Source organism: Tractidigestivibacter sp. (genome assembly GCF_057241865.1).
In genome coordinates this window covers 15,079-32,194 of the sequence record NZ_DBHHPX010000031.1, presented here as the reverse complement: position 1 = coordinate 32,194, position 17,116 = coordinate 15,079, and the positions used below count along the sequence as shown (strand labels likewise).

Here is a 17,116-nt window from a genome sequence, read left to right as displayed (position 1 = left end):
CTTCTCGGCGCAGACCTCACTTGCCCGTGCTACCCACTAGAAACGCGGAAGAGCCTATAAAAAACGATGAGGTTTGGCTGGACATGCTGAGGCTTGGGAACAGTCTCTCTCATATCCACGGGGCTCGCAGAGGATTCGGCTCGCGAGGCTCTGGACGGATTCGTTTCCGCCCTTGCGACTTTCGAGCGGGATGCGTGCGAGGTGGTGGAAAACCTTCCCAGGTAGGTGCCGTGCGGTCTCGATTCCGCGCGTCCAGGACCTTTCCACCACATTGGAGTACGGGCCCGAGGCCAAACGGCCTCGGGCCCGTATGCGTAGGCATGCGTTGCCGAGAAGTGCCGCGCTACTCTGCGGCCAGCGTCTCGGTGATGCTTGCTGCGGCGGTCTTGCCTGCACCCATGGCCAGGATGACCGTTGCGGCACCGGTGACGATGTCGCCGCCAGCCCAGATGCGGGGGTTGGAGGTGCGGCCGTTCTCGTCAGCCACGATGTAGCCCCACTTGTTGAGGTCCATGCCACCGATCTTCTTGGCGAAGGGGTTGGCGTTGGTGCCAATGGCGGAGATGGCTACGTCGCAAGGAATCTCCTCGATGGCCCCTTCGATGGGCACCGGGCGACGACGGCCGGAGGCGTCGGGCGCGCCCAGCTCCATCCTCTGGACCCTCACGGCACACACGTTGCCGTCCTCGCCGGCAATGAACTCAAGCGGCGAGACAAGCGGCATGACCTCGACTCCCTCGGCCTTGGCGTGGTGAAGCTCGGCGCGACGGGCGGGCATCTCGGCCTCGGTGCGGCGGTATGCGATGATGGCACGCTCGGCACCCAGGCGCTTGGCCGTACGCACGGCGTCCATGGCGACGTTGCCGCCACCAAAGACCACGACCTGCTTGGCGTGCTTGGTGGGGGTGTCGTACTTGGGGAACTCGTTCGCCTTCATGAGGTTCACGCGGGTGAGGTATTCGTTGGCGAAGAAGACGTTGGGCAGGTTCTCGCCCGGGATGTTGAGGAACTTGGGCAGGCCGGCACCGGTTGCCACGTAGATGGCATCGAAGCCCTTCTCGCCCAGCAGCTCCTCGGCGTTGGCGAGGTTGCCCATGACGGAGTTGAACTCGAACTTGACACCCAGCTCCTTGAGGCCGTCGATCTCGCGCTTGACGACCGCCTTGGGCAGGCGGAACTCGGGGATGCCGTAGACGAGCACGCCGCCGCCGGTGAAGAACGCCTCGAAGACGGTGACGTCAAAGCCGTTGCGAGCAAGCTCGCCGGCGCAGGTGATGCCGGAGGGGCCAGAGCCGATGACGGCAACCTTCTTGCCGTTGGCAGGCCTCATCTGGGGCCTGCTCGCAAGTTCCGGCTGGTCGCCCAGGAAGCGCTCGAGCTGGCCGATGGCCACGGGCTCGGACTTCCTGCCGCGTATGCAACGGCCCTCGCACTGGCTCTCCTGCGGGCACACGCGGCCGCAGATTGCGGGGAGCATCGAGTCCTCGTGGATGACGTCGAGGGCGGCGCCAAAGTCCTGTGCGCGTATCTTCTCGATGAACTGGGGGATCTTGATGTTGACCGGGCAGCCCTCGACGCAGAGCGGCTTCTTGCAATCCATGCAGCGCTCGGCCTCTGCCAGCGCCATCTCCTTGGTGAAGCCCTTGTCGACAGGGCGGAAGTCGCGGGCGCGCTCGTCCGCCTGCTCCTCGTTGTCGGGAGTGCGCGGAGACTTCATGTCGGGGACAAAGCGACCGTTTACCTGTGGCATGCGCACATCGCCTCCTCATAGGCCTTGAGGGACTGGCCCTCCTCGGTACGATATGCGGCCTGGCGCGCGCGGAGGTCGTTCCAGTCGACCTTGGTGGCGTCAAAGTCGGGGCCATCGACGCAGGCGAACTTGGTCTCGCCGTCGATCTCGACGCGGCAGCAACCGCACATGCCCGTGCCGTCGACCATGATGGGGTTGAGCGACGCGGTGATGGGGGTGTTGTACTTCTCGGCCGTGAGCGTGGAGAACTTCATCATGGGGACGGGGCCAACGCAGAAGACCTCGTCGACGGCCTTGGCCTGGAGTAGGCGCTCGAGCGGGACGGTGACCACGCCCTTCTCGCCATAGGACCCATCATCGGTGGTGATGTGGATGTGGTCATCGGGCAGGAGTTCGCGGAACTGATCCTCGAGCAGCAGTAGGTCCTTGGTGCGCGCACCCATGATGGCGTGTACCTCGTGGCCGGTCTTCACCAGCGTGCGGGCAACGGGGTACGCGATGGCCAGGCCAACACCGCCGCCTATGACGCAGGTGGTCCCGGGAGCCATGACCGTGGGCTGGCCCAGCGGTCCGGTGACGTCCTCGATGGAGTCACCGGGCTCGTAGCCGGAGAGCATCTTCGTGGTCTTGCCAACCACCATGAAGATGAACTCGACCCAGCCCTCTTCGGGGTTCCAGTCCGCAAAGGTGAACGGTACGCGCTCACCGGTCTCGTTGGCGCGAACCATCAGGAACTGGCCAGCGTGTGCGTGCTTGGCCATCTGTGGCGCCTCGATGCGGAACTTGAACACCTTCTCCGAGAACTGTGTCTTTTCGAGGATCTTGTACATGAAGCAAACTCCTCTCCTGAACTGCCTGTTCCGTAGCGCCGCAGTCATCTGCGACGCTGACGTGCCATGCCTTGTCGCGCAGGCTTCCCAACCTACGCAAACACTTCCATTCTACTTAATGAGGTGCTGGCAGGAAGCAGGATTCGTCCTGCGCGGTTACTCCATCTGTTGGGCACGCAGCGGTCCGCAGAGGTGAGCGGTGCGTGCCCGCTTGTCCGCAGAGCATGTGGAGCCAAGCAGCTGCGGGCTGCGTGTGGGGCCGACGGCGCCGCCCTAACGCAGGGCGTCGGCAGGCATGCCATCGTTGATGATTTGGCCGCAAAGCGATGCCGCATCCTGGGCCAGGATCTGGAACTCGTCCAGGAAGCCGCCTTTGAGCTCGCGTAGGACGTAGTCTGCCACCTGCATCTTCCCGGGTGGGCGGCCAATGCCACAGCGTAGGCGCGAGAAGTCCCTCGTGCCCAGCTTGTTGGCAATGGAGCGCAGGCCGTTGTGGGCGTTGAGGCCGCCGCCCCACTTGGCGTGCACCTCTCCGGCGGGCAGGTCTACCTCGTCGTGCACCACAAGGATCTCTGCGGGGGACAGGTGCTCCTGTCGCATGAGCTTTGAGAGCGGCCCTCCGCTCGTGTTCATGAAGCCTTGCGGCTTGGCGAGAATGACCTCACGCCCGCCGATGGCCGCACGGGCAACCATGCAGCCGGCCTCGCTTTTCCAGTAGCGCGTGCCGGCCCGCTCTGCCAGGGCGTCGACAGTGGCAAAGCCGATGTTGTGGCGCGTGTGCTCGTATTCCTGGCCAGGATTTCCCAGGCCGCACACGAGCCGGATTTCCTTGGGGCGTGCGGGCATGCCGTTCCTCTCGCCGTTGGTGCTTGCGGTCACGGTAAGGGTAGCGCATGGGGGCAGGCCATGCGGGGCGGGACGGCGCCCCGGGCCCCTGGCGTCCTCGGCGTGCCGGAACTCGAATCTACCGCACGGCCCGATCGTGGTTCACAGGCCGATAGAAGAGCTCTGCCACCTCAGCCGGATCGCGCGTCTGTCCCAGCGCCCACATGGTCTTGGCCACCAAGGCCTCTGTGGTCATGTCGTCACCGCGAAGTATGGCCGGCTCCTTGGCGTAGGCACTCCCAACCTCGTAGACGCCCAGGTCAAGGCCCTCCTCCGAGACCTGCGTGGTGAGCACGATGGTCTTGCCGCAGCCGATCCAGTCAAGGATCGCCTGCTCGAAGCGGGCATCCTTGCACTCTGGGATGCCGCCGATGCCAAAGGTCTCAAGGATAACGGCGTCGTAGTCTGGCCCCAGCGCGTCAAGGATGTTGGGCCCCAGGCCCGGGGTGAGGCGCACCACTACAACGTGCTCGTCCAGCTGCTCGTAGACGCGCGGGCGTCCCCGGCGCTGTCTCCCCGCCCCCGCGGCTCCGGAGATGGTCATGCCCTCCCGGCCCTCCCGGATAATGCGATTGTTGCGGATGATTGCCGGCAGCGGGTAGTTCACGCTGGTAAACGCGTTGAAGCTCATTGTGCGCTGCTTGTGGGCGCGCGTCCCTACGATGACGGAGCCCCCAAACACGATGGACACGTCGTGCGAGGCGTCATCGGTGGCGTAGAGCAGCGACTGGTAGAGGTTGAGCTTGGCGTCGGTGAAGGGGTTGGCCATGGGCTGCTGGGAGCCCGTGAGCACGATGGGCTTGGGACTTCCCTGGATGAGGTAGGAGAGCGCCGCTGAGGTGTAGGCCATGGTGTCGGTGCCATGCAGCACAACAAAGCCGTCGTAGTCGTTGTAGGCATCCGTGATCGTTGCCGCGATGCGCCTCCAATCGCGCGGGCGCATGTTGGTGGAGTCGATGTTCATGGGCTGAACGATGTCCAGGTCACAAAGGCCGCATGCCTGTGGTACGTAGCCGGCCAGCTCCTCTCCGGTGAGCGCCGGTGCAAGGCCGCCACCGTCTGCCTCCGGCATGGAGGCAATGGTCCCGCCCGTGGCGACCATGAGAATTCTCTTCATGCGTCCCTCCGTTCGAGAAGTGCGTCTGCCGAGAGGTGCCGGCCACGCACCCCTCGGTTCTACGCTTCCGGCCTCACCAGGATGGGGATGCTATCCAACTTGTCAGCCGCCGTTGCAGGCAGGTAGACCGTAAGCTTGGCGCCACCGGTGGGAAACTCCGCCCAGCCCTCCTCGCCAATCGCCACGGTGCCCTCGACGCCGAGCACGCAGCGCCACGTCTCGCCCGCGTGACCCGCGCCCACGCACATGCGCTTTGTGGCGTTGCCCGCGCGCGTGGAGAGCAGGATGGCCGCCCCCGAGACTCCGTGTCGGGCGGTGCCCTCGCGCGTCCAGCCGACGAGGTCCTTCTCGTCAAACCAGTCGCGCTGCTCGCCGTAGGCAAAGCGGCGACGGACCTCCATGAGCAGCTCGAGCTCGGGAACGGCCGGAATCTGGTCGTTGGGGAGGCCAAAGAGGTCGCCCATGAAGACGCAGGGATATCCTGCCTCGCGCAGCAGGATGAGCGCGTAGGCAAGCGGCTTGAACCAGGGTTCGACCGTCGACTCGAGGGCCTGGTCGGGCTGGGTGTCGTGGTTGTCCACGAAGGTCACGGCGTGAACGGGGTCGGCGCTCACGAGGCTTCCGTCCAGGATGTGTGCGAGGTCGATGTCGTCACCTGCCGTTGACGCGTGGTAGAAGTTGAAGTGGAGCGGCACGTCGAAGAGGCTCATGGCCCCCTCATGGCCAAGGTACGCCTGAAGCTCGTCTACGCTCTGGGACCAGTACTCTCCCACGGCAAAGAGCTCCTTGCCGGTCTTCTCGCGCATGCGAGAGAGCCAGTCAAGGTAGAACGAGCGGCTCATGTGCTTCACGGCATCCAGGCGCACGCCGTCCACTCCGGTAAGCCCCAGGTACCAGCCGCCCCACGTGGCGAGCTGCTTGCGCACGCGCGGGTCGTCCAGGTCGACGTCAGCGCCCATGAGGTAGTCGTAGTTGCCAAGCTCATGGCTCACCTCGCCTGACCACTGCTTGCCCACAAGGCGGTAGATGCCGTTGCGACCCTCGAGCTCGTCGTAGTCGACGCCCGTGAAATCCGTGATGCCCCACTGGTAGCGGTCGAGCCTCCCGTCGCGGCCGGGGAACTCGAAGCGCGTGTAGGCACGAATCTCGCGCGGGTCGCCCACGGTCTGCATGCGGTCTTGGCCGTCGCATTCCTGTGCCAGCACCAGCTGCGTGCCGTCTGCGCCCATGCGGTGGTTGAGGACCACGTCGGCAAGCACGTTGACGCCCTGCTCCTGGATGGCGCGGATGGCTGCCAGGTACTCGTGGCGCGTGCCGTACTTGGTGCGTACCGAGCCCTTCTGGTCGAACTCGCCGAGGTCCCAAAGGTCGTAGACGCCATAGCCCACGTCCTCGGCGCCCGCCCGCCCCTTGTAGGCAGGCGGCATCCAGACCGAGGTGAAGCCCTTCTCCGCAAAGCGTGGGGCCATCTTGGCGAGGCGGCGCCAGTGCTGGCCGTCTGCTGGCAGATACCAGGAGAAGGCCTGGAGCATGAGTCCGTTCTTCGTGTTGACTGCCATGGGTCTCCTACTTTCGGGGCTTGATACCCAGGCGCTCGCGACGGGCGATGGCGTAGCCCTCGACGTTCTTCTGCTTGCTGCGCTCGATGGCGAGCGCATCGTCGGGCACGTCGTGCGTGATGCAGGAGCTGGCACCTGTAATGGCGCCGGCGCCAATGCTGATGGGTGCGACCATCATGGTGTCAGAGCCGATGAAGGCCCCGTCGCCGATGGTGGTGCGGCTCTTGTGCACGCCGTCGTAGTTGCAGGTGATCGACCCGCCACCGATGTTCACCCCGGAGCCCATCTGCGTGTCGCCAATGTAGGAGAGGTGTGGCACCTTGGAGCCCTCGCCGACCACGGAGTTCTTGAGCTCCACGTGCGTGCCGGCCTTGGCACTGCGAAGGAGGTGGGTGTGGCCGCGCAGGTAGGCGCGAGGTCCGCAGTTGACGTCGTCGTCGATAGCGGAGTCTACGATTACGGTCTCGTCCACGGTGCAGTTGTTGCCCACCGTCGCGTCCTCGAGGCGACTGTTGGGGCCAACCACGCATGCCTCGCCCACGGACGTCTTGCCCCAGATGAAGGTCTGGGGGAGGAGGACGGTGTCCTTGCCAACGCGTGCCTCAGGGCCAATCCAGACCTGGTCGGGGTCGAGCATCGAGACGCCGGAGCGCATGAGGCCCTCGTTGATGCGGCGCTGCATGACCTTGGTGACCTGCGCCAGCTGGACGCGGTCATTCACGCCCAAGAGCTCCTCGTAGTCGTCGCAGTGGACAGCCGAGACGGGCTCGTCCATGTCCGCGTAGACGCCAACCATGTCGGTGAGGTAGTACTCGCCCTGGCTGTTGTCGTTCGTGATCGTGTCGATGCCGGACGAGAGGCGCTCGCCGCAGAAGCAGTAGGCGCCGGCGTTGCACTCAAGAAGCGTCGCGCGCTGCTCGGGCGTGCAGTCCTTGTCCTCGATGATGGCGCGCACCTTGCCGTCCTCGATGAGAACGCGGCCGTAGCCCGCAATGTCGGGCGGGGTCATGGTGAGCAGCGTGCAGGCGCTGTGGCTCGCACGGGTGGCGTCAACCAAGGCCGAGATGGTCTGCGGGCGAATGAGTGGAAGGTCGCCGTTGAGAACCACCACGGGCCCGGCAAAGCCGCCCAGGGCGTCGCGCGCCACGCGCACGGCGTGGCCGGTTCCCAGGCGCTCGGTCTGCTCGGCAAACTCGACGCCCTTCTCGTCTGCGAAGCAGGAGCGAACCTCATCGGCGCCATTCCCCACGACAAGCACGATGCGGTCGACGCCGGCCTTGCGGGCGGCGTCGACAACCCACCATGCGAGGGGCTTGCCAAGGACCTCGTGCATGACCTTGGGGTGATGTGACTTCATGCGCGTTCCCTCGCCGGCGGCAAGGACGATCGCGGTGACGGGCATGGCTGCCTCCTACGTTCGTGGTGGTTTAGGGGCTGCAAGGCCACCCCGACCTGTGCCGAGGGGCTGCATGACGGCTCAATGATAGCTCAGGCATATGGTTGAGACGTGCGGCCTGCCATTCCCTTGCCGTGCCCGCGCGCTGCTGCGGTGCGGACGAGCGCCCATCCAATGGGAAGCGCCAGGAGCGCCCAGAGCGCTGGTGTGGGGCGCAAGGTAGTCGATGGGGCCAAGGTCCTGCGGTTGGCCCCAGGGGGCCGAACAGCCGAGAAGCCCCCATAGCGTCCAGCGCAAAGCCCGCGCCCTCAGCGAGTGCCACCAGGAGCATCATGCAGGCTACACGTACGAGAGCGACGCCGCGGGGGCTTCCTCGGCGGCGTCGATGATCCTCTCGCTTGCCTGGGGTTTCTTGTCCGCCATCCGTCAGACCTCGGAGTGGCCCGCCGCGCCCTGGGAGACCGAGTTGTTGGCGTAGACGTTGTAGATGCACGTTGCCAGGGGCTCGGCAATGCTGATCTGCTTGATCTTGGAGCCGGGCTTGTTTGCCGCCTCGCATGGGATGGCATCGGTGACCACGCACTCGACGATGGGCGCGTTCTGCAGGCGCTCGACGGCCTGGCCGGAGAAGATGCCGTGGGTGGCAGAGACGTAGATGTCGCCGGCGCCCATCTCCTTGAGCTTGTTGATGGAGCCCACAAGGGTGCCGCCCGTGTCAATCATGTCGTCGTTGATGATGCAGGTCTTGCCCACGATGTTGCCGATGACGCCCATGACCTCGGCAGCATTGTGCTTGGGACGGCTCTTGTGGGCGATTGCCACCTCGCAGCCAAGGTAGTCCGCAAGCTTCTTGGCAACCTTTGCGCGACCCATGTCGGGCGAGACCACCACGGTGTTGTCCCAGTCGAAGTGCTTGGTCTTGAAGTAGTCACCAAAGTTGTAGAGGGCGGTGAGGTGCGTCACGGGGATGTCGAAGAAGCCCTGAATCTGGCCAGAGTGCAGGTCGAGGGTGATGACGCGGTCTACGCCGGCAGCCTCGAGAAGGTTGGCCACCAGGCGGGCGGTGATGGGCTCGCGGCTTGAGGCCTTGCGGTCTTGGCGCGCGTAGCCGTAGTGGGGGATGACAGCCGTGAAGCTCTCCGCGCTTGCGCGGGTGGCGGCGTCGGCCACGATGAGCGTCTCCATGATGAGGTCGTTCACGTTCTTGCCGGCGATGGTCTGGATGAAGAAGACCTCGTCGCCGCGGACAGACTCCTCAAAGCGAGCGTAGATCTCCCCGTTGGCGAACTTCTCGATCTTGAGACCTTGGAGCTGGAGCTGGAGGATGCCTGCGATGTCCTGGGCGAGCTTGGGGTTGCTTGTACCGGAGTAAAGCTTGATTTCCTTTTGGTAGGTGGTGGGCTTGCTCAGGTCTTCGTACATCGGCTGCCGTCCTTCCGTCTCCTATGCCAGGTTATTCAGGTTGTTCTCGCAGGCACGATGATAGCGTAGCTCATGCGCCTGCCGCTACCTTACATGAGCGCTTCATTCTCATCCCAGGAGGACCTTGGGAAGATCCCAGGGCTGGCGGGGCATGCGTTTTTGCCTGTGGGAAGTGTGGCGCCATGGCTTGGCTGCCGGGCCAAGAGGTGTGTGCGAGAAGGGATTGGCTGGGGTAGTAGGATTCGAACCCACATTCCAGGCACCAAAAACCCGTGTCCTAACCGTTGGACGATACCCCAGTGCGTGTGGCGCCCGCCGAGCGGGCTTCTCGGCTAGTGTATCAGAGTGTGGGTGCGCGGGAGAGTGCGCTCCTCGTGTCGAGAGGGGAGATCATAGCATGATGAAAGCAATTCAGCGGTTTGGCGGTGCCCTCTTCACCCCTGCCATGCTCTTCGCCTTCGCGGGGGTTGTGGTGGGACTGGGGACGCTCTTCACCACCGAGCCCATCATGGGGCCCATTGCGGCGGCAGGTACCGCCTGGACAAAGTTTTGGACCGTGTTCCTTGATGGTGGGTGGACGGTCTTCAATCAGCTGCCGCTGCTCTTTGCCGTTGCGCTTCCCATCGGTCTTGCCAAGAAGCAGGCCGGTCGCTGCTGCCTTGAGGCGTTTGTCGCATATCTCACGTTTAATTACTTCGTGAGCTCGATGCTCTCGGCGTGGGCACCTGAACTGGGCGTTGACTTCTCGGCAACCGCCGGGACCTCCGAGGGCATCGTGGCCATAGCCGGCATACGCACGCTCGACATGGGCATTGCGGGTGCGCTTCTCGTCTCCGGCGTGGTCATTGCGCTGCACAACAGGCTCTTTGACACCAGCCTCCCCGAATGGCTCGGGGTCTTCTCGGGCTCGACGTTTGTGTACATGGTCTCGTTCGTCGTGATGCTGCCGCTGGCGGGTGTGGCTGTGCTGGTCTGGCCCAAGGTCCAGTTTGGCATGCGCGTTTTCCAGCAGCTCGTTCTCGATGCGGGCTCGGCGGGCGTGGGGGTCTTCGTCTTCCTTGAGCGCGTGCTCATCCCGTTTGGCCTACACCACCTGCTCTACGCGCCGTTCTACTACGACAACGTGATAGTGCAGGGCGGCATCTACGCTGCCTGGGCAAACGCCCTGCCCCAGATGGCGGCCTCCACCAGGCCGCTTGCAGAGCTTGCGCCCTGGGCCTCGCTTACGGCGACGGGCTGGTCCAAGCTCTTCGGCATCCCAGGCATTGCGGCCGCTTTCTACGTCACGGCCAAGCCCGAGCGTCGCAAGCGTGTGCTGGCCCTTCTCGTCCCCGTGACGCTCACCTCTATTCTCTGCGGCGTTACCGAGCCCATCGAGTACACCTTCCTCTTTGTGGCACCGCAGCTCTTTGTGGTCCATGCTGCGCTCGCCGCCTGCCTTTCCATGACCATGAACGCCTTTGGCGTGGTGGGCGTCTTTTCGGGCGGGCTTATCGAGATGTCATCGCTCGACTTTGTGCCCCTTTCGGCGACGCACGGTCAGACCTACCTCGTGGCCCTGGGGATTGGCCTGTGCTATACGGTCATCTACTTTCTGGTCTTCCGCCTTCTCATTCTGCGCTTCGACTTCAAGACACCTGGCCGCACTGACGAGGAGGACATCCGTCTGAACACGCAGGACGAGTACCGTGACGCCCATGGCATGCCGCGCGCGCAGGATGGCAGGCGGCTGGGAGCTGCGGGCGAGAAGGCAGACGGCGACCAGACGGATGCCTTTGCCACCCGCCTGGCTGAGCTGCTGGGTGGTGCGGAGAACATCGGGGGTATCACCAGCTGTGCCACGCGGTTGCGCGTGGACGTGCATGACCCCGGACGCGTTGCGGCGAACGGGGCGTTCGTGGCCGCTGGCGCGCGTGGTGCCATATGCAACGGACGTGCGGTACAGGTGATCGTGGGGCTCAACGTGATACAGGTGGCGGAGGGAATCCAGAAGGTTCTGGGGATGGGTGAGTGAGCGTGGCGGGCGTCGGGGGCGCAACAGATGCCGCCATACTGGGTCGCTCTAACTTATTGGATAACATGTCTGATATGTAGGCCCCCTTGTTGTGGGTTTGAACAAGTGGTTGAATGACAGCAGGTAAGTTGCACCGGCGAAGATGCGGTGTCGCGAGCAAGCCCGCCCGCACCCCGCCGTAGGGATGAGAGACGAGGCCTGCCGTGGGCGAGCGCGTGACAGCGTTCTTTGACATCGATGGGACCCTGGGCTGGACCGATCCGGTTTCCCGCGAGCAGATGGGTGACGGGGAGCGCAAGCTCTCGCCGGCCCCAAGCCCAGCCGTGGCAGACGCCATCAAGCGCTTTGTGGCCAAGGGCAACCGTGCGTTCATCTGCACGGGGCGCGCGCCACAGGATGTCCACTCCCAGATGGCTGCCCTGCCCTTCTCGGGCATGGCCTGCCTGGCCGGTGCGTATGTGAGGGTAGGGGACCGCGTCCTTCGGGACGTCGCCCTGCCGACAGAGGTCCTGACCTGCGTTGATGCGGTTCTCTCCCAGACCGGTATGGGTGCCCTTCTGGAGTCCACCCATGGTTCCGTTGACGTGCGTGGGGGTGCCGTCGGCACACACCAGCCGTCTCCCGCGAACGTGGGCGAGGCCCTGCGGCTCATTCCGGGCGGACGCGTGCACAAAGTCGTGCTGCCAACGTCTGCCGCGAAAGCCGTGGCCGAGAGGCTCTCCGGTGTGGTAGGGCTCTCCGTCACGGGGCTTGAGCTTGGGAACAGCGAGGTAGGGCTGTCGGAGAACTGCAAGTGCGACGCCGTGAAGGCGATTCTCGACTACCTGGGCGACGCGGGCGCCACCTATGGATTTGGGGACTCCGAGAACGACCTTAGCCTGTTCAAACAGGTTGACGTGTCCGTGGCGATGGGCAACGCCGCGCCGGCGGTGAGGGAGGCTGCGACCTACGTGACCGATACCGTGGGCAACGACGGCGTGGCCACGGCCCTCGCCAGACTGGGTCTCATTTAGGCGTGTCCGGGTTGGTGTTGCGATGACGGGGAAGACTCACATTGCCGTTGGGGCTGCGGCCGCCCTTGCGGTTGCTAAGCACGTCCCGGTGGCGCTGATGGGCGGGGTCCCGGTGCTTGCGGGCCAGGCTTCGTCGCTGGCATGCCTTGCCGCCGGTGGGGCAGGAGGCCTCCTCCCCGATGCCGACGTTTCGACCAGCGTGGCATCGCAGCAGCTCAGAAGGGCATGGTGGCTTCTCGTTGCCGTGGTTGCTGCCACATTTGCCGCGGATGCGCCCCTTGGGGGCGACCTCGGCGAGCAGATTGTCGCCTTCGTGCGTGCTGCGGGGATGCACCAGGTCGCAGGGCTTGCCGTGATTGTGGCGGTGCTTGCCTGCGGGCGGGCATCTGGTCATAGGGGCTTCTCGCACTCGCTTGTCGCAACGCTCCTCTTCTTTGCGGGAGCGTATCTCGCGCTGCCGGGGCTTGCCCTTGCCCTTACGGTGGGATATGCGTCTCACCTGGTGATTGACCTTCCCAACAGGATGCCCGAGCGCATCTTTTGGCCCGTGTCAAAGGGTCAGTCGCTGGGTCTGTGCAAGGTCGGGGGCGTGGTGGACGGGCTGCTTCTCGCCCTGGGGGCTCTCGCCACGGCCGCACTGCTCGTGGGGTGGCTGTAGTCGCTGGGCCTGCGCGGCCGTCATCAGGACGTGGGGAATCGCCGGTCAGACGGGCTTAGGCGTCCGGGGGATTCCTAACCGGCGAAGAAGCGCGGCAGAGTGCGCCTTGCGGCGCCAACGCGCCGTGAAGCCATGCAGCCAAGACCTGCGTACCTGCCGTGCCTACCGCCTTGAGACGGTAGTGAAGCAGAAGATCTCCGGATGGTGGCGTACCTGCGTGTACTCGAACATCACGCCGTCAGAGTTGTAGGACTGGCTCTCGACCACGGCTACGCAGTTGTAGGGGTCGAGGTCCATGTAGCTGCAGTCCTCGTCGGTTGCAAGCTGCACCGTGATCCGGCGTCGGCTCGTGAGAATGCGCATCCCCAGGTTTTTCTCGAGGTAGCTATAGACGGACTTCTCAGCCTGTTCGGCGGTGAGCCTTGGAACGGCAGATGCCAGGAAGTAGTCATGGTCGACCTGGCGGGCAACATCATCCAGCGTGCGCACGCGCACAATGCGCACGAGCTCGACACCCTCGGCAAAACCGGTGCGCCGCGCAAGCCCCGCGTCGCAGGTGACGCGTTCAAATGACTTTACCTGCGTGTCAGGGACAAGGCCGTTTCTGCGCGCATACTCGCCAAAAGACTCGACACCCTCAAGCGAGCCCTGGGCGCTGCGGGACTCGCGCTGCCAGATAACCCGTACCCCCCGCCCATGCATGGGCTGCACGTACGCGTCATCCGCAAGCATGGAGACCGCCCGTCTCAGCGTGTTGCGCGAGCAGCCGTACTCTGTCGTAAGCTCTCCCTCTGAGGGAAGAAGCTCCTGGTAGGAGTAGGTTCCCTCCTGAATCTTGCCCTTGAGGTCACGGTAGATGCCCTCAAAGATTGCCTTAGGCATATGGTCTCTCCTCGATGACGAACTGCTGGCCCGCTCGGGCACGATTGCAACGGGATGCGTGCGGAGCGCAAGCAGGCCACACGCGATACCCGACATCCTAAAGCTCTCAAAGGATGTTTGGACGAGTGACTGGTGAAGCCACAGAAACAGACGGCAGTCTACCTGCAAAAAAGATGTTATCCACTTACACGTGTCTACCGTTCACCACGAAATAGGTACCGTTCAGTCAAAACTTGTTTGAACAAGATTTCTGTCACGCTATCGTCATGCACAGGAAACGGGTCGTTACCTGGGCGAGTTCGTGTAGCGGCTCCGCGATATGCGAGAGCGACGGAGGGCGTCGTTCGAGAAGAAAGCAACGGGAGGATCACGATGGGGAACATTTCGAGGAAGCAGTTCATCACGCTCGGTGCGGCGTCGGCGGCCGTCCTTGGCCTCGCCGGCTGTGGTGGCAGCCCCAGCTCCACCACCAGCAGCTCGAGCAGCGAAGACCGCTCCGGCAGCGTCTACTGGCTCAACTTCAAGCCCGAGCTGGACGACGCCGCCCAGAAGCTTGCCAAGAGCTACATGGAGAAGTACCCCAACGTCAAGGTGAAGGTCCAGACCGCCGCGTCCGGCACCTACGAGCAGACGCTCACCTCCGAGATGGACAAGACGGACGCCCCCACGCTCTTCAACATCGGCACCACCGCCGGCGTCAAGGAGTGGGGCCCCAACGCCATGGACCTCTCCGGCACCGACATCGAGAAGGCCCTCTCCACCGACGAGTACACCTACAAGGATGACCAGGGCCGCCTTGTCTGCGCTGGCCTCTGCTACGAGTCCTACGGTATCGCCGTCAACTCTGACCTGGTCGAGAAGGCCGGCCACAGCGTGGACGACATCAAGGACTTCGACTCCCTGAAGACCGTCGCCGAGGACATCCACAAGAACGCCTCCACCCTCGGCTTCGACGCCTTCGCGGCCACCGACCTCGACGACTCCTCGTCTTGGCGCGTGACTGGCCACCTCGCCAACCTCGAGTACTACTACGAGGAGAAGGACGCCGGCGGCTGGACCGAGACCCCCGCTGCCATCAAGGGCACCTACCTCCCCAACTACAAGAACATCTTCGACCTGGCCATCAACAACTCCGCTGAGGACCCCTCGACCCTCTCCACCGGCGGCCACGATCCCTCGACCGAGTTCACCAGCGGCAAGGCCGCATTCTTCTTCACCGGCTCCTGGGACTACGCCACCATCGCCGCTGCCCAGAAGAACACCACGATGATCCCGTACTACTGCGGCGTCTCCGGCGAGGAGAAGGCCGGCCTCAACAGCGGCACCGAGAACCGCCTCGCCATCAGCGACGCAGCCTCCGACGAGGACAAGAAGGCCACCATGGACTTCTGGCTCTGGCTCGTCACCGACCCCGAGGCCTCCAAGGAAATGGTCGCGCAGCTGGGTGTCCTCCCCTACACCAACGCCGCCAAGGGCGACAACGGCTACCTCAACAAGGCCGAGGAGCTCACCAAGGCTGGCAACTACACCATGGACTGGGCTACGAACTACCAGCCCAACGTCGACCAGTACCGCAAGGCCCTCGTGTCTGCCCTCAACGCCTACACGGCCGACCAGTCTGACGCCAACTGGGGCACCTTCGCGACCGCGTTTGTCGACGGCTGGGCCCAGAACTACAAGGTTGAGAACGCCTAGAGCCCCGTCCGACCCCTGACAGGCACACGGGGCCGGGTGTGATCGCGGCGCCTGGTCCCCCGTTTCTTTTCTCACGCGGGAGTGGAGAAGCATGAAAAGCAAAGCCTTAAAGCGGAGCTCCCAGATATCGTCAGCCAGACACTTCTGGTGGCTCTTCCTCCTGCCCGTGACGGCCGCGTTCTGCATTGGCTTCGTCTGGCCGTTCCTCCAGGGCATCTATCTTTCCTTCTGCAAATTCAGGACCATCTCGAGCGCACAGTTCATCGGCCTCTCCAACTACGCATCCGCGTTCTCGGACGAGTCCTTCCAGCACTCCTTCTGGTACACGGCACTCACGGCGGTCGTGTGCCTCGTCCTCATCAACGTGGTCGCGTTCGCCATTGCCTACGCGCTCACGCAGGGCATCAAGGGCTCAAACGTCTTCCGCACGGTGTTCTTTGCGCCCAACCTCATCGGCGGGATCGTGCTTGGCTATATCTGGTCGATGATCTTCGACGGCATCCTGCAGCAGTACGGGACGTCGGTGGTCCTTGAGACGAGGTATGGCTTCTGGGGCCTCATCATCCTCATGTGCTGGCAGCAGATCGGCTACATGATGATCATCTACATCGCCGGCATCCAGGCCGTCCCCGAGGACATGATCGAGGCCGCCAAGATCGACGGTGCGACCAAGGCGCAGACGCTCTTCAAGGTAATCATCCCCAACGTGATGCCCTCGATCACCATCTGCACGTTCCTCTCCCTCACCAACGGCTTCAAGCTCTTCGACCAGAACCTCGCGCTTACGGGTGGCCTGCCATACCAGCAGCTTGCCGATGGCACGACCATCAATACAACCGAGATGATGGCCCTGAACATCTACAACACGTTCTACTCGGGTACCGGTGCGTCGCGCGGCGTGGCCCAGGCGAAGGCAGTCATATTCTTCGTCCTTGTGGCAGCCATGGGGCTCGCGCAGCTCTCGTACACCCGTAAGAGGGAGGTGCAGCAGTAATGGCAAACCAGCCACAGACGCTCGCATCCGAGGCGCGTCACAAGAAGACCTTGGCCGTCGTGTTCGCCATCATCTGCGTCATCTGGGTCCTGCCGGTCGTGTGCGTGGCGATCAACTCCTTCAAGCTGAACACCTTCGTCAAGACCGAGACCTTTGCCCTGCCCACCGAGGAGAGCTTTGCCGGGTGGTCCAACTTCGTCACCGGCATGACCTTCGGCAACTATCCGTTCTGGAGCGCGTTTGGCTACAGCGCCCTCATCACCGTGCTCTCCACCGCGCTGATCCTCATCTGCTGCTCCATGGCGGCCTGGTACATCGCCCGTGTGAACTCCAGGTTCTGCAAGGTCATCTACACGCTCTGCATCTTCTCGATGGTCGTGCCCTTCCAGATGGTCATGTTCACGCTGTCCAAAACGGCCGATACGCTGGAGCTCAACACGCCCTTCACCATACCCATCGTCTACCTGGGCTTTGGCGCTGGCCTCGCAATCTTCATGTTCGTCGGCTTCGTGAAGTCCATCCCGCTGGAGATCGAGGAGGCTGCCGCAATCGACGGCTGTGGCCCGGTGCGCACCTTCTTCCTGGTGGTGCTTCCCATGCTCAAGCCCACGCTCATCTCCGTCGGCATCCTCGAGATCATGTGGGTCTGGAACGACTACCTCCTTCCGTACCTGGTTCTGGACATCAACAAGTACCGCACCATCCCCATCCAGATCCAGTACCTCAAGGGCAGCTACGGAACGGTCGACCTCGGTGCGACCATGGCGATCATCCTCATGGCCATCATCCCCGTCATCGTGTTCTACCTCGCCTGCCAGAAGTACATCATCAAGGGTGTTGCGGCCGGCGCCGTCAAGGGTTAGGCCAAAGGCCCATGCTCGTCTGAGTTTGTCCCCTCTTT

14 protein-coding genes and 1 tRNA gene are annotated in these 17,116 nt (G+C 63.7%); 6 read left to right on the top strand and 9 right to left on the bottom strand.

The window, feature by feature from the left end:
• Window positions 1-343: 343 nt before the first annotated feature.
• The 8 genes from gltA to ACO59D_RS09890 all read right to left on the bottom strand — a co-directional run bounded on the left by gltA (window position 344) and on the right by ACO59D_RS09890 (window position 9,258).
• Window positions 344-1,750, bottom strand: coding sequence for an NADPH-dependent glutamate synthase (gene gltA, locus ACO59D_RS09925; RefSeq protein WP_485126838.1), 1,407 nt, complete (start codon window positions 1,748-1,750; stop codon window positions 344-346).
• Complete coding sequence (locus ACO59D_RS09920; protein ID WP_130812753.1) at window positions 1,738-2,580, bottom strand: sulfide/dihydroorotate dehydrogenase-like FAD/NAD-binding protein; 843 nt, start codon at window positions 2,578-2,580, stop codon at window positions 1,738-1,740. The genes gltA and ACO59D_RS09920 overlap by 13 nt, the downstream gene beginning before the upstream one ends.
• A gap of 273 nt (window positions 2,581-2,853) precedes the next feature.
• Complete coding sequence (gene pth / locus ACO59D_RS09915; protein WP_485126837.1) at window positions 2,854-3,426, bottom strand: aminoacyl-tRNA hydrolase; 573 nt, start codon at window positions 3,424-3,426, stop codon at window positions 2,854-2,856.
• Window positions 3,427-3,544: 118 nt separating this feature from the next.
• On the bottom strand, window positions 3,545-4,582 hold the full coding sequence (locus tag ACO59D_RS09910; protein ID WP_485126836.1) for an asparaginase: 1,038 nt from the start codon (window positions 4,580-4,582) through the stop codon (window positions 3,545-3,547).
• 59 nt (window positions 4,583-4,641) lie between these two features.
• Window positions 4,642-6,141 carry an alpha-amylase gene (locus ACO59D_RS09905; protein WP_485126835.1) on the bottom strand — a complete coding sequence of 500 codons (1,500 nt, stop codon included), beginning with the start codon at window positions 6,139-6,141 and terminating at the stop codon, window positions 4,642-4,644.
• A gap of 7 nt (window positions 6,142-6,148) precedes the next feature.
• Window positions 6,149-7,543, bottom strand: coding sequence for a bifunctional UDP-N-acetylglucosamine diphosphorylase/glucosamine-1-phosphate N-acetyltransferase GlmU (glmU, locus tag ACO59D_RS09900; protein WP_485126834.1), 1,395 nt, complete (start codon window positions 7,541-7,543; stop codon window positions 6,149-6,151).
• A gap of 420 nt (window positions 7,544-7,963) precedes the next feature.
• Entirely contained in the window at window positions 7,964-8,959 is a 996-nt protein-coding gene (locus ACO59D_RS09895) for a ribose-phosphate diphosphokinase (RefSeq protein ID WP_485126833.1), read from the bottom strand.
• Window positions 8,960-9,183: 224 nt separating this feature from the next.
• Window positions 9,184-9,258: transfer RNA gene (locus ACO59D_RS09890), tRNA-Gln, on the bottom strand.
• 98 nt (window positions 9,259-9,356) lie between these two features.
• Between ACO59D_RS09890 and ACO59D_RS09885 the strand changes: the two genes are divergently transcribed.
• The 3 genes from ACO59D_RS09885 to ACO59D_RS09875 all read left to right on the top strand — a co-directional run bounded on the left by ACO59D_RS09885 (window position 9,357) and on the right by ACO59D_RS09875 (window position 12,644).
• On the top strand, window positions 9,357-10,973 hold the full coding sequence (locus tag ACO59D_RS09885; protein ID WP_130812759.1) for an alpha-glucoside-specific PTS transporter subunit IIBC: 1,617 nt from the start codon (window positions 9,357-9,359) through the stop codon (window positions 10,971-10,973).
• Between the two features lie 215 nt (window positions 10,974-11,188).
• Entirely contained in the window at window positions 11,189-11,986 is a 798-nt protein-coding gene (locus ACO59D_RS09880) for an HAD hydrolase family protein (RefSeq protein ID WP_485126832.1), read from the top strand.
• Window positions 11,987-12,008: 22 nt separating this feature from the next.
• Window positions 12,009-12,644, top strand: a complete 636-nt coding sequence (locus ACO59D_RS09875; protein WP_485126831.1) for a metal-dependent hydrolase — start codon at window positions 12,009-12,011, stop codon at window positions 12,642-12,644.
• 162 nt (window positions 12,645-12,806) lie between these two features.
• Here ACO59D_RS09875 and ACO59D_RS09870 read toward each other — a convergent pair whose 3' ends face one another.
• Entirely contained in the window at window positions 12,807-13,526 is a 720-nt protein-coding gene (locus ACO59D_RS09870) for a GntR family transcriptional regulator (RefSeq protein ID WP_485126830.1), read from the bottom strand.
• Window positions 13,527-13,898: 372 nt separating this feature from the next.
• On the opposite strand from ACO59D_RS09870, the gene ACO59D_RS09865 reads away from it, so the two are divergent.
• From ACO59D_RS09865 to ACO59D_RS09855, 3 genes are all read left to right on the top strand, one after another.
• Window positions 13,899-15,221 carry an ABC transporter substrate-binding protein gene (locus tag ACO59D_RS09865; RefSeq protein WP_485126829.1) on the top strand — a complete coding sequence of 441 codons (1,323 nt, stop codon included), beginning with the start codon at window positions 13,899-13,901 and terminating at the stop codon, window positions 15,219-15,221.
• Between the two features lie 91 nt (window positions 15,222-15,312).
• Window positions 15,313-16,215: a carbohydrate ABC transporter permease gene (locus tag ACO59D_RS09860; protein ID WP_485126828.1), complete on the top strand. Its 903-nt coding sequence runs from the start codon at window positions 15,313-15,315 to the stop codon at window positions 16,213-16,215.
• Window positions 16,215-17,078: a carbohydrate ABC transporter permease gene (locus ACO59D_RS09855; protein WP_485126827.1), complete on the top strand. Its 864-nt coding sequence runs from the start codon at window positions 16,215-16,217 to the stop codon at window positions 17,076-17,078. The genes ACO59D_RS09860 and ACO59D_RS09855 overlap by 1 nt, the downstream gene beginning before the upstream one ends.
• Window positions 17,079-17,116 lie beyond the last annotated feature (38 nt).

Bases quoted from the DNA above. Each gene is read 5' to 3' on its own strand.
- gltA (WP_485126838.1), bottom strand. From the start codon at position 1,750: ATGCCACAGGTAAACGGTCGCTTTGTCCCCGACATGAAGTCTCCGCGC.
- ACO59D_RS09920 (WP_130812753.1), bottom strand. From the start codon at position 2,580: ATGTACAAGATCCTCGAAAAGACACAGTTCTCGGAGAAGGTGTTCAAG.
- pth (WP_485126837.1), bottom strand. From the start codon at position 3,426: ATGCCCGCACGCCCCAAGGAAATCCGGCTCGTGTGCGGCCTGGGAAAT.
- ACO59D_RS09910 (WP_485126836.1), bottom strand. From the start codon at position 4,582: ATGAAGAGAATTCTCATGGTCGCCACGGGCGGGACCATTGCCTCCATG.
- ACO59D_RS09905 (WP_485126835.1), bottom strand. From the start codon at position 6,141: ATGGCAGTCAACACGAAGAACGGACTCATGCTCCAGGCCTTCTCCTGG.
- glmU (WP_485126834.1), bottom strand. From the start codon at position 7,543: ATGCCCGTCACCGCGATCGTCCTTGCCGCCGGCGAGGGAACGCGCATG.
- ACO59D_RS09895 (WP_485126833.1), bottom strand. From the start codon at position 8,959: ATGTACGAAGACCTGAGCAAGCCCACCACCTACCAAAAGGAAATCAAG.
- ACO59D_RS09885 (WP_130812759.1), top strand. From the start codon at position 9,357: ATGATGAAAGCAATTCAGCGGTTTGGCGGTGCCCTCTTCACCCCTGCC.
- ACO59D_RS09875 (WP_485126831.1), top strand. From the start codon at position 12,009: ATGACGGGGAAGACTCACATTGCCGTTGGGGCTGCGGCCGCCCTTGCG.
- ACO59D_RS09870 (WP_485126830.1), bottom strand. From the start codon at position 13,526: ATGCCTAAGGCAATCTTTGAGGGCATCTACCGTGACCTCAAGGGCAAG.
- ACO59D_RS09865 (WP_485126829.1), top strand. From the start codon at position 13,899: ATGGGGAACATTTCGAGGAAGCAGTTCATCACGCTCGGTGCGGCGTCG.
- ACO59D_RS09860 (WP_485126828.1), top strand. From the start codon at position 15,313: ATGAAAAGCAAAGCCTTAAAGCGGAGCTCCCAGATATCGTCAGCCAGA.
- ACO59D_RS09855 (WP_485126827.1), top strand. From the start codon at position 16,215: ATGGCAAACCAGCCACAGACGCTCGCATCCGAGGCGCGTCACAAGAAG.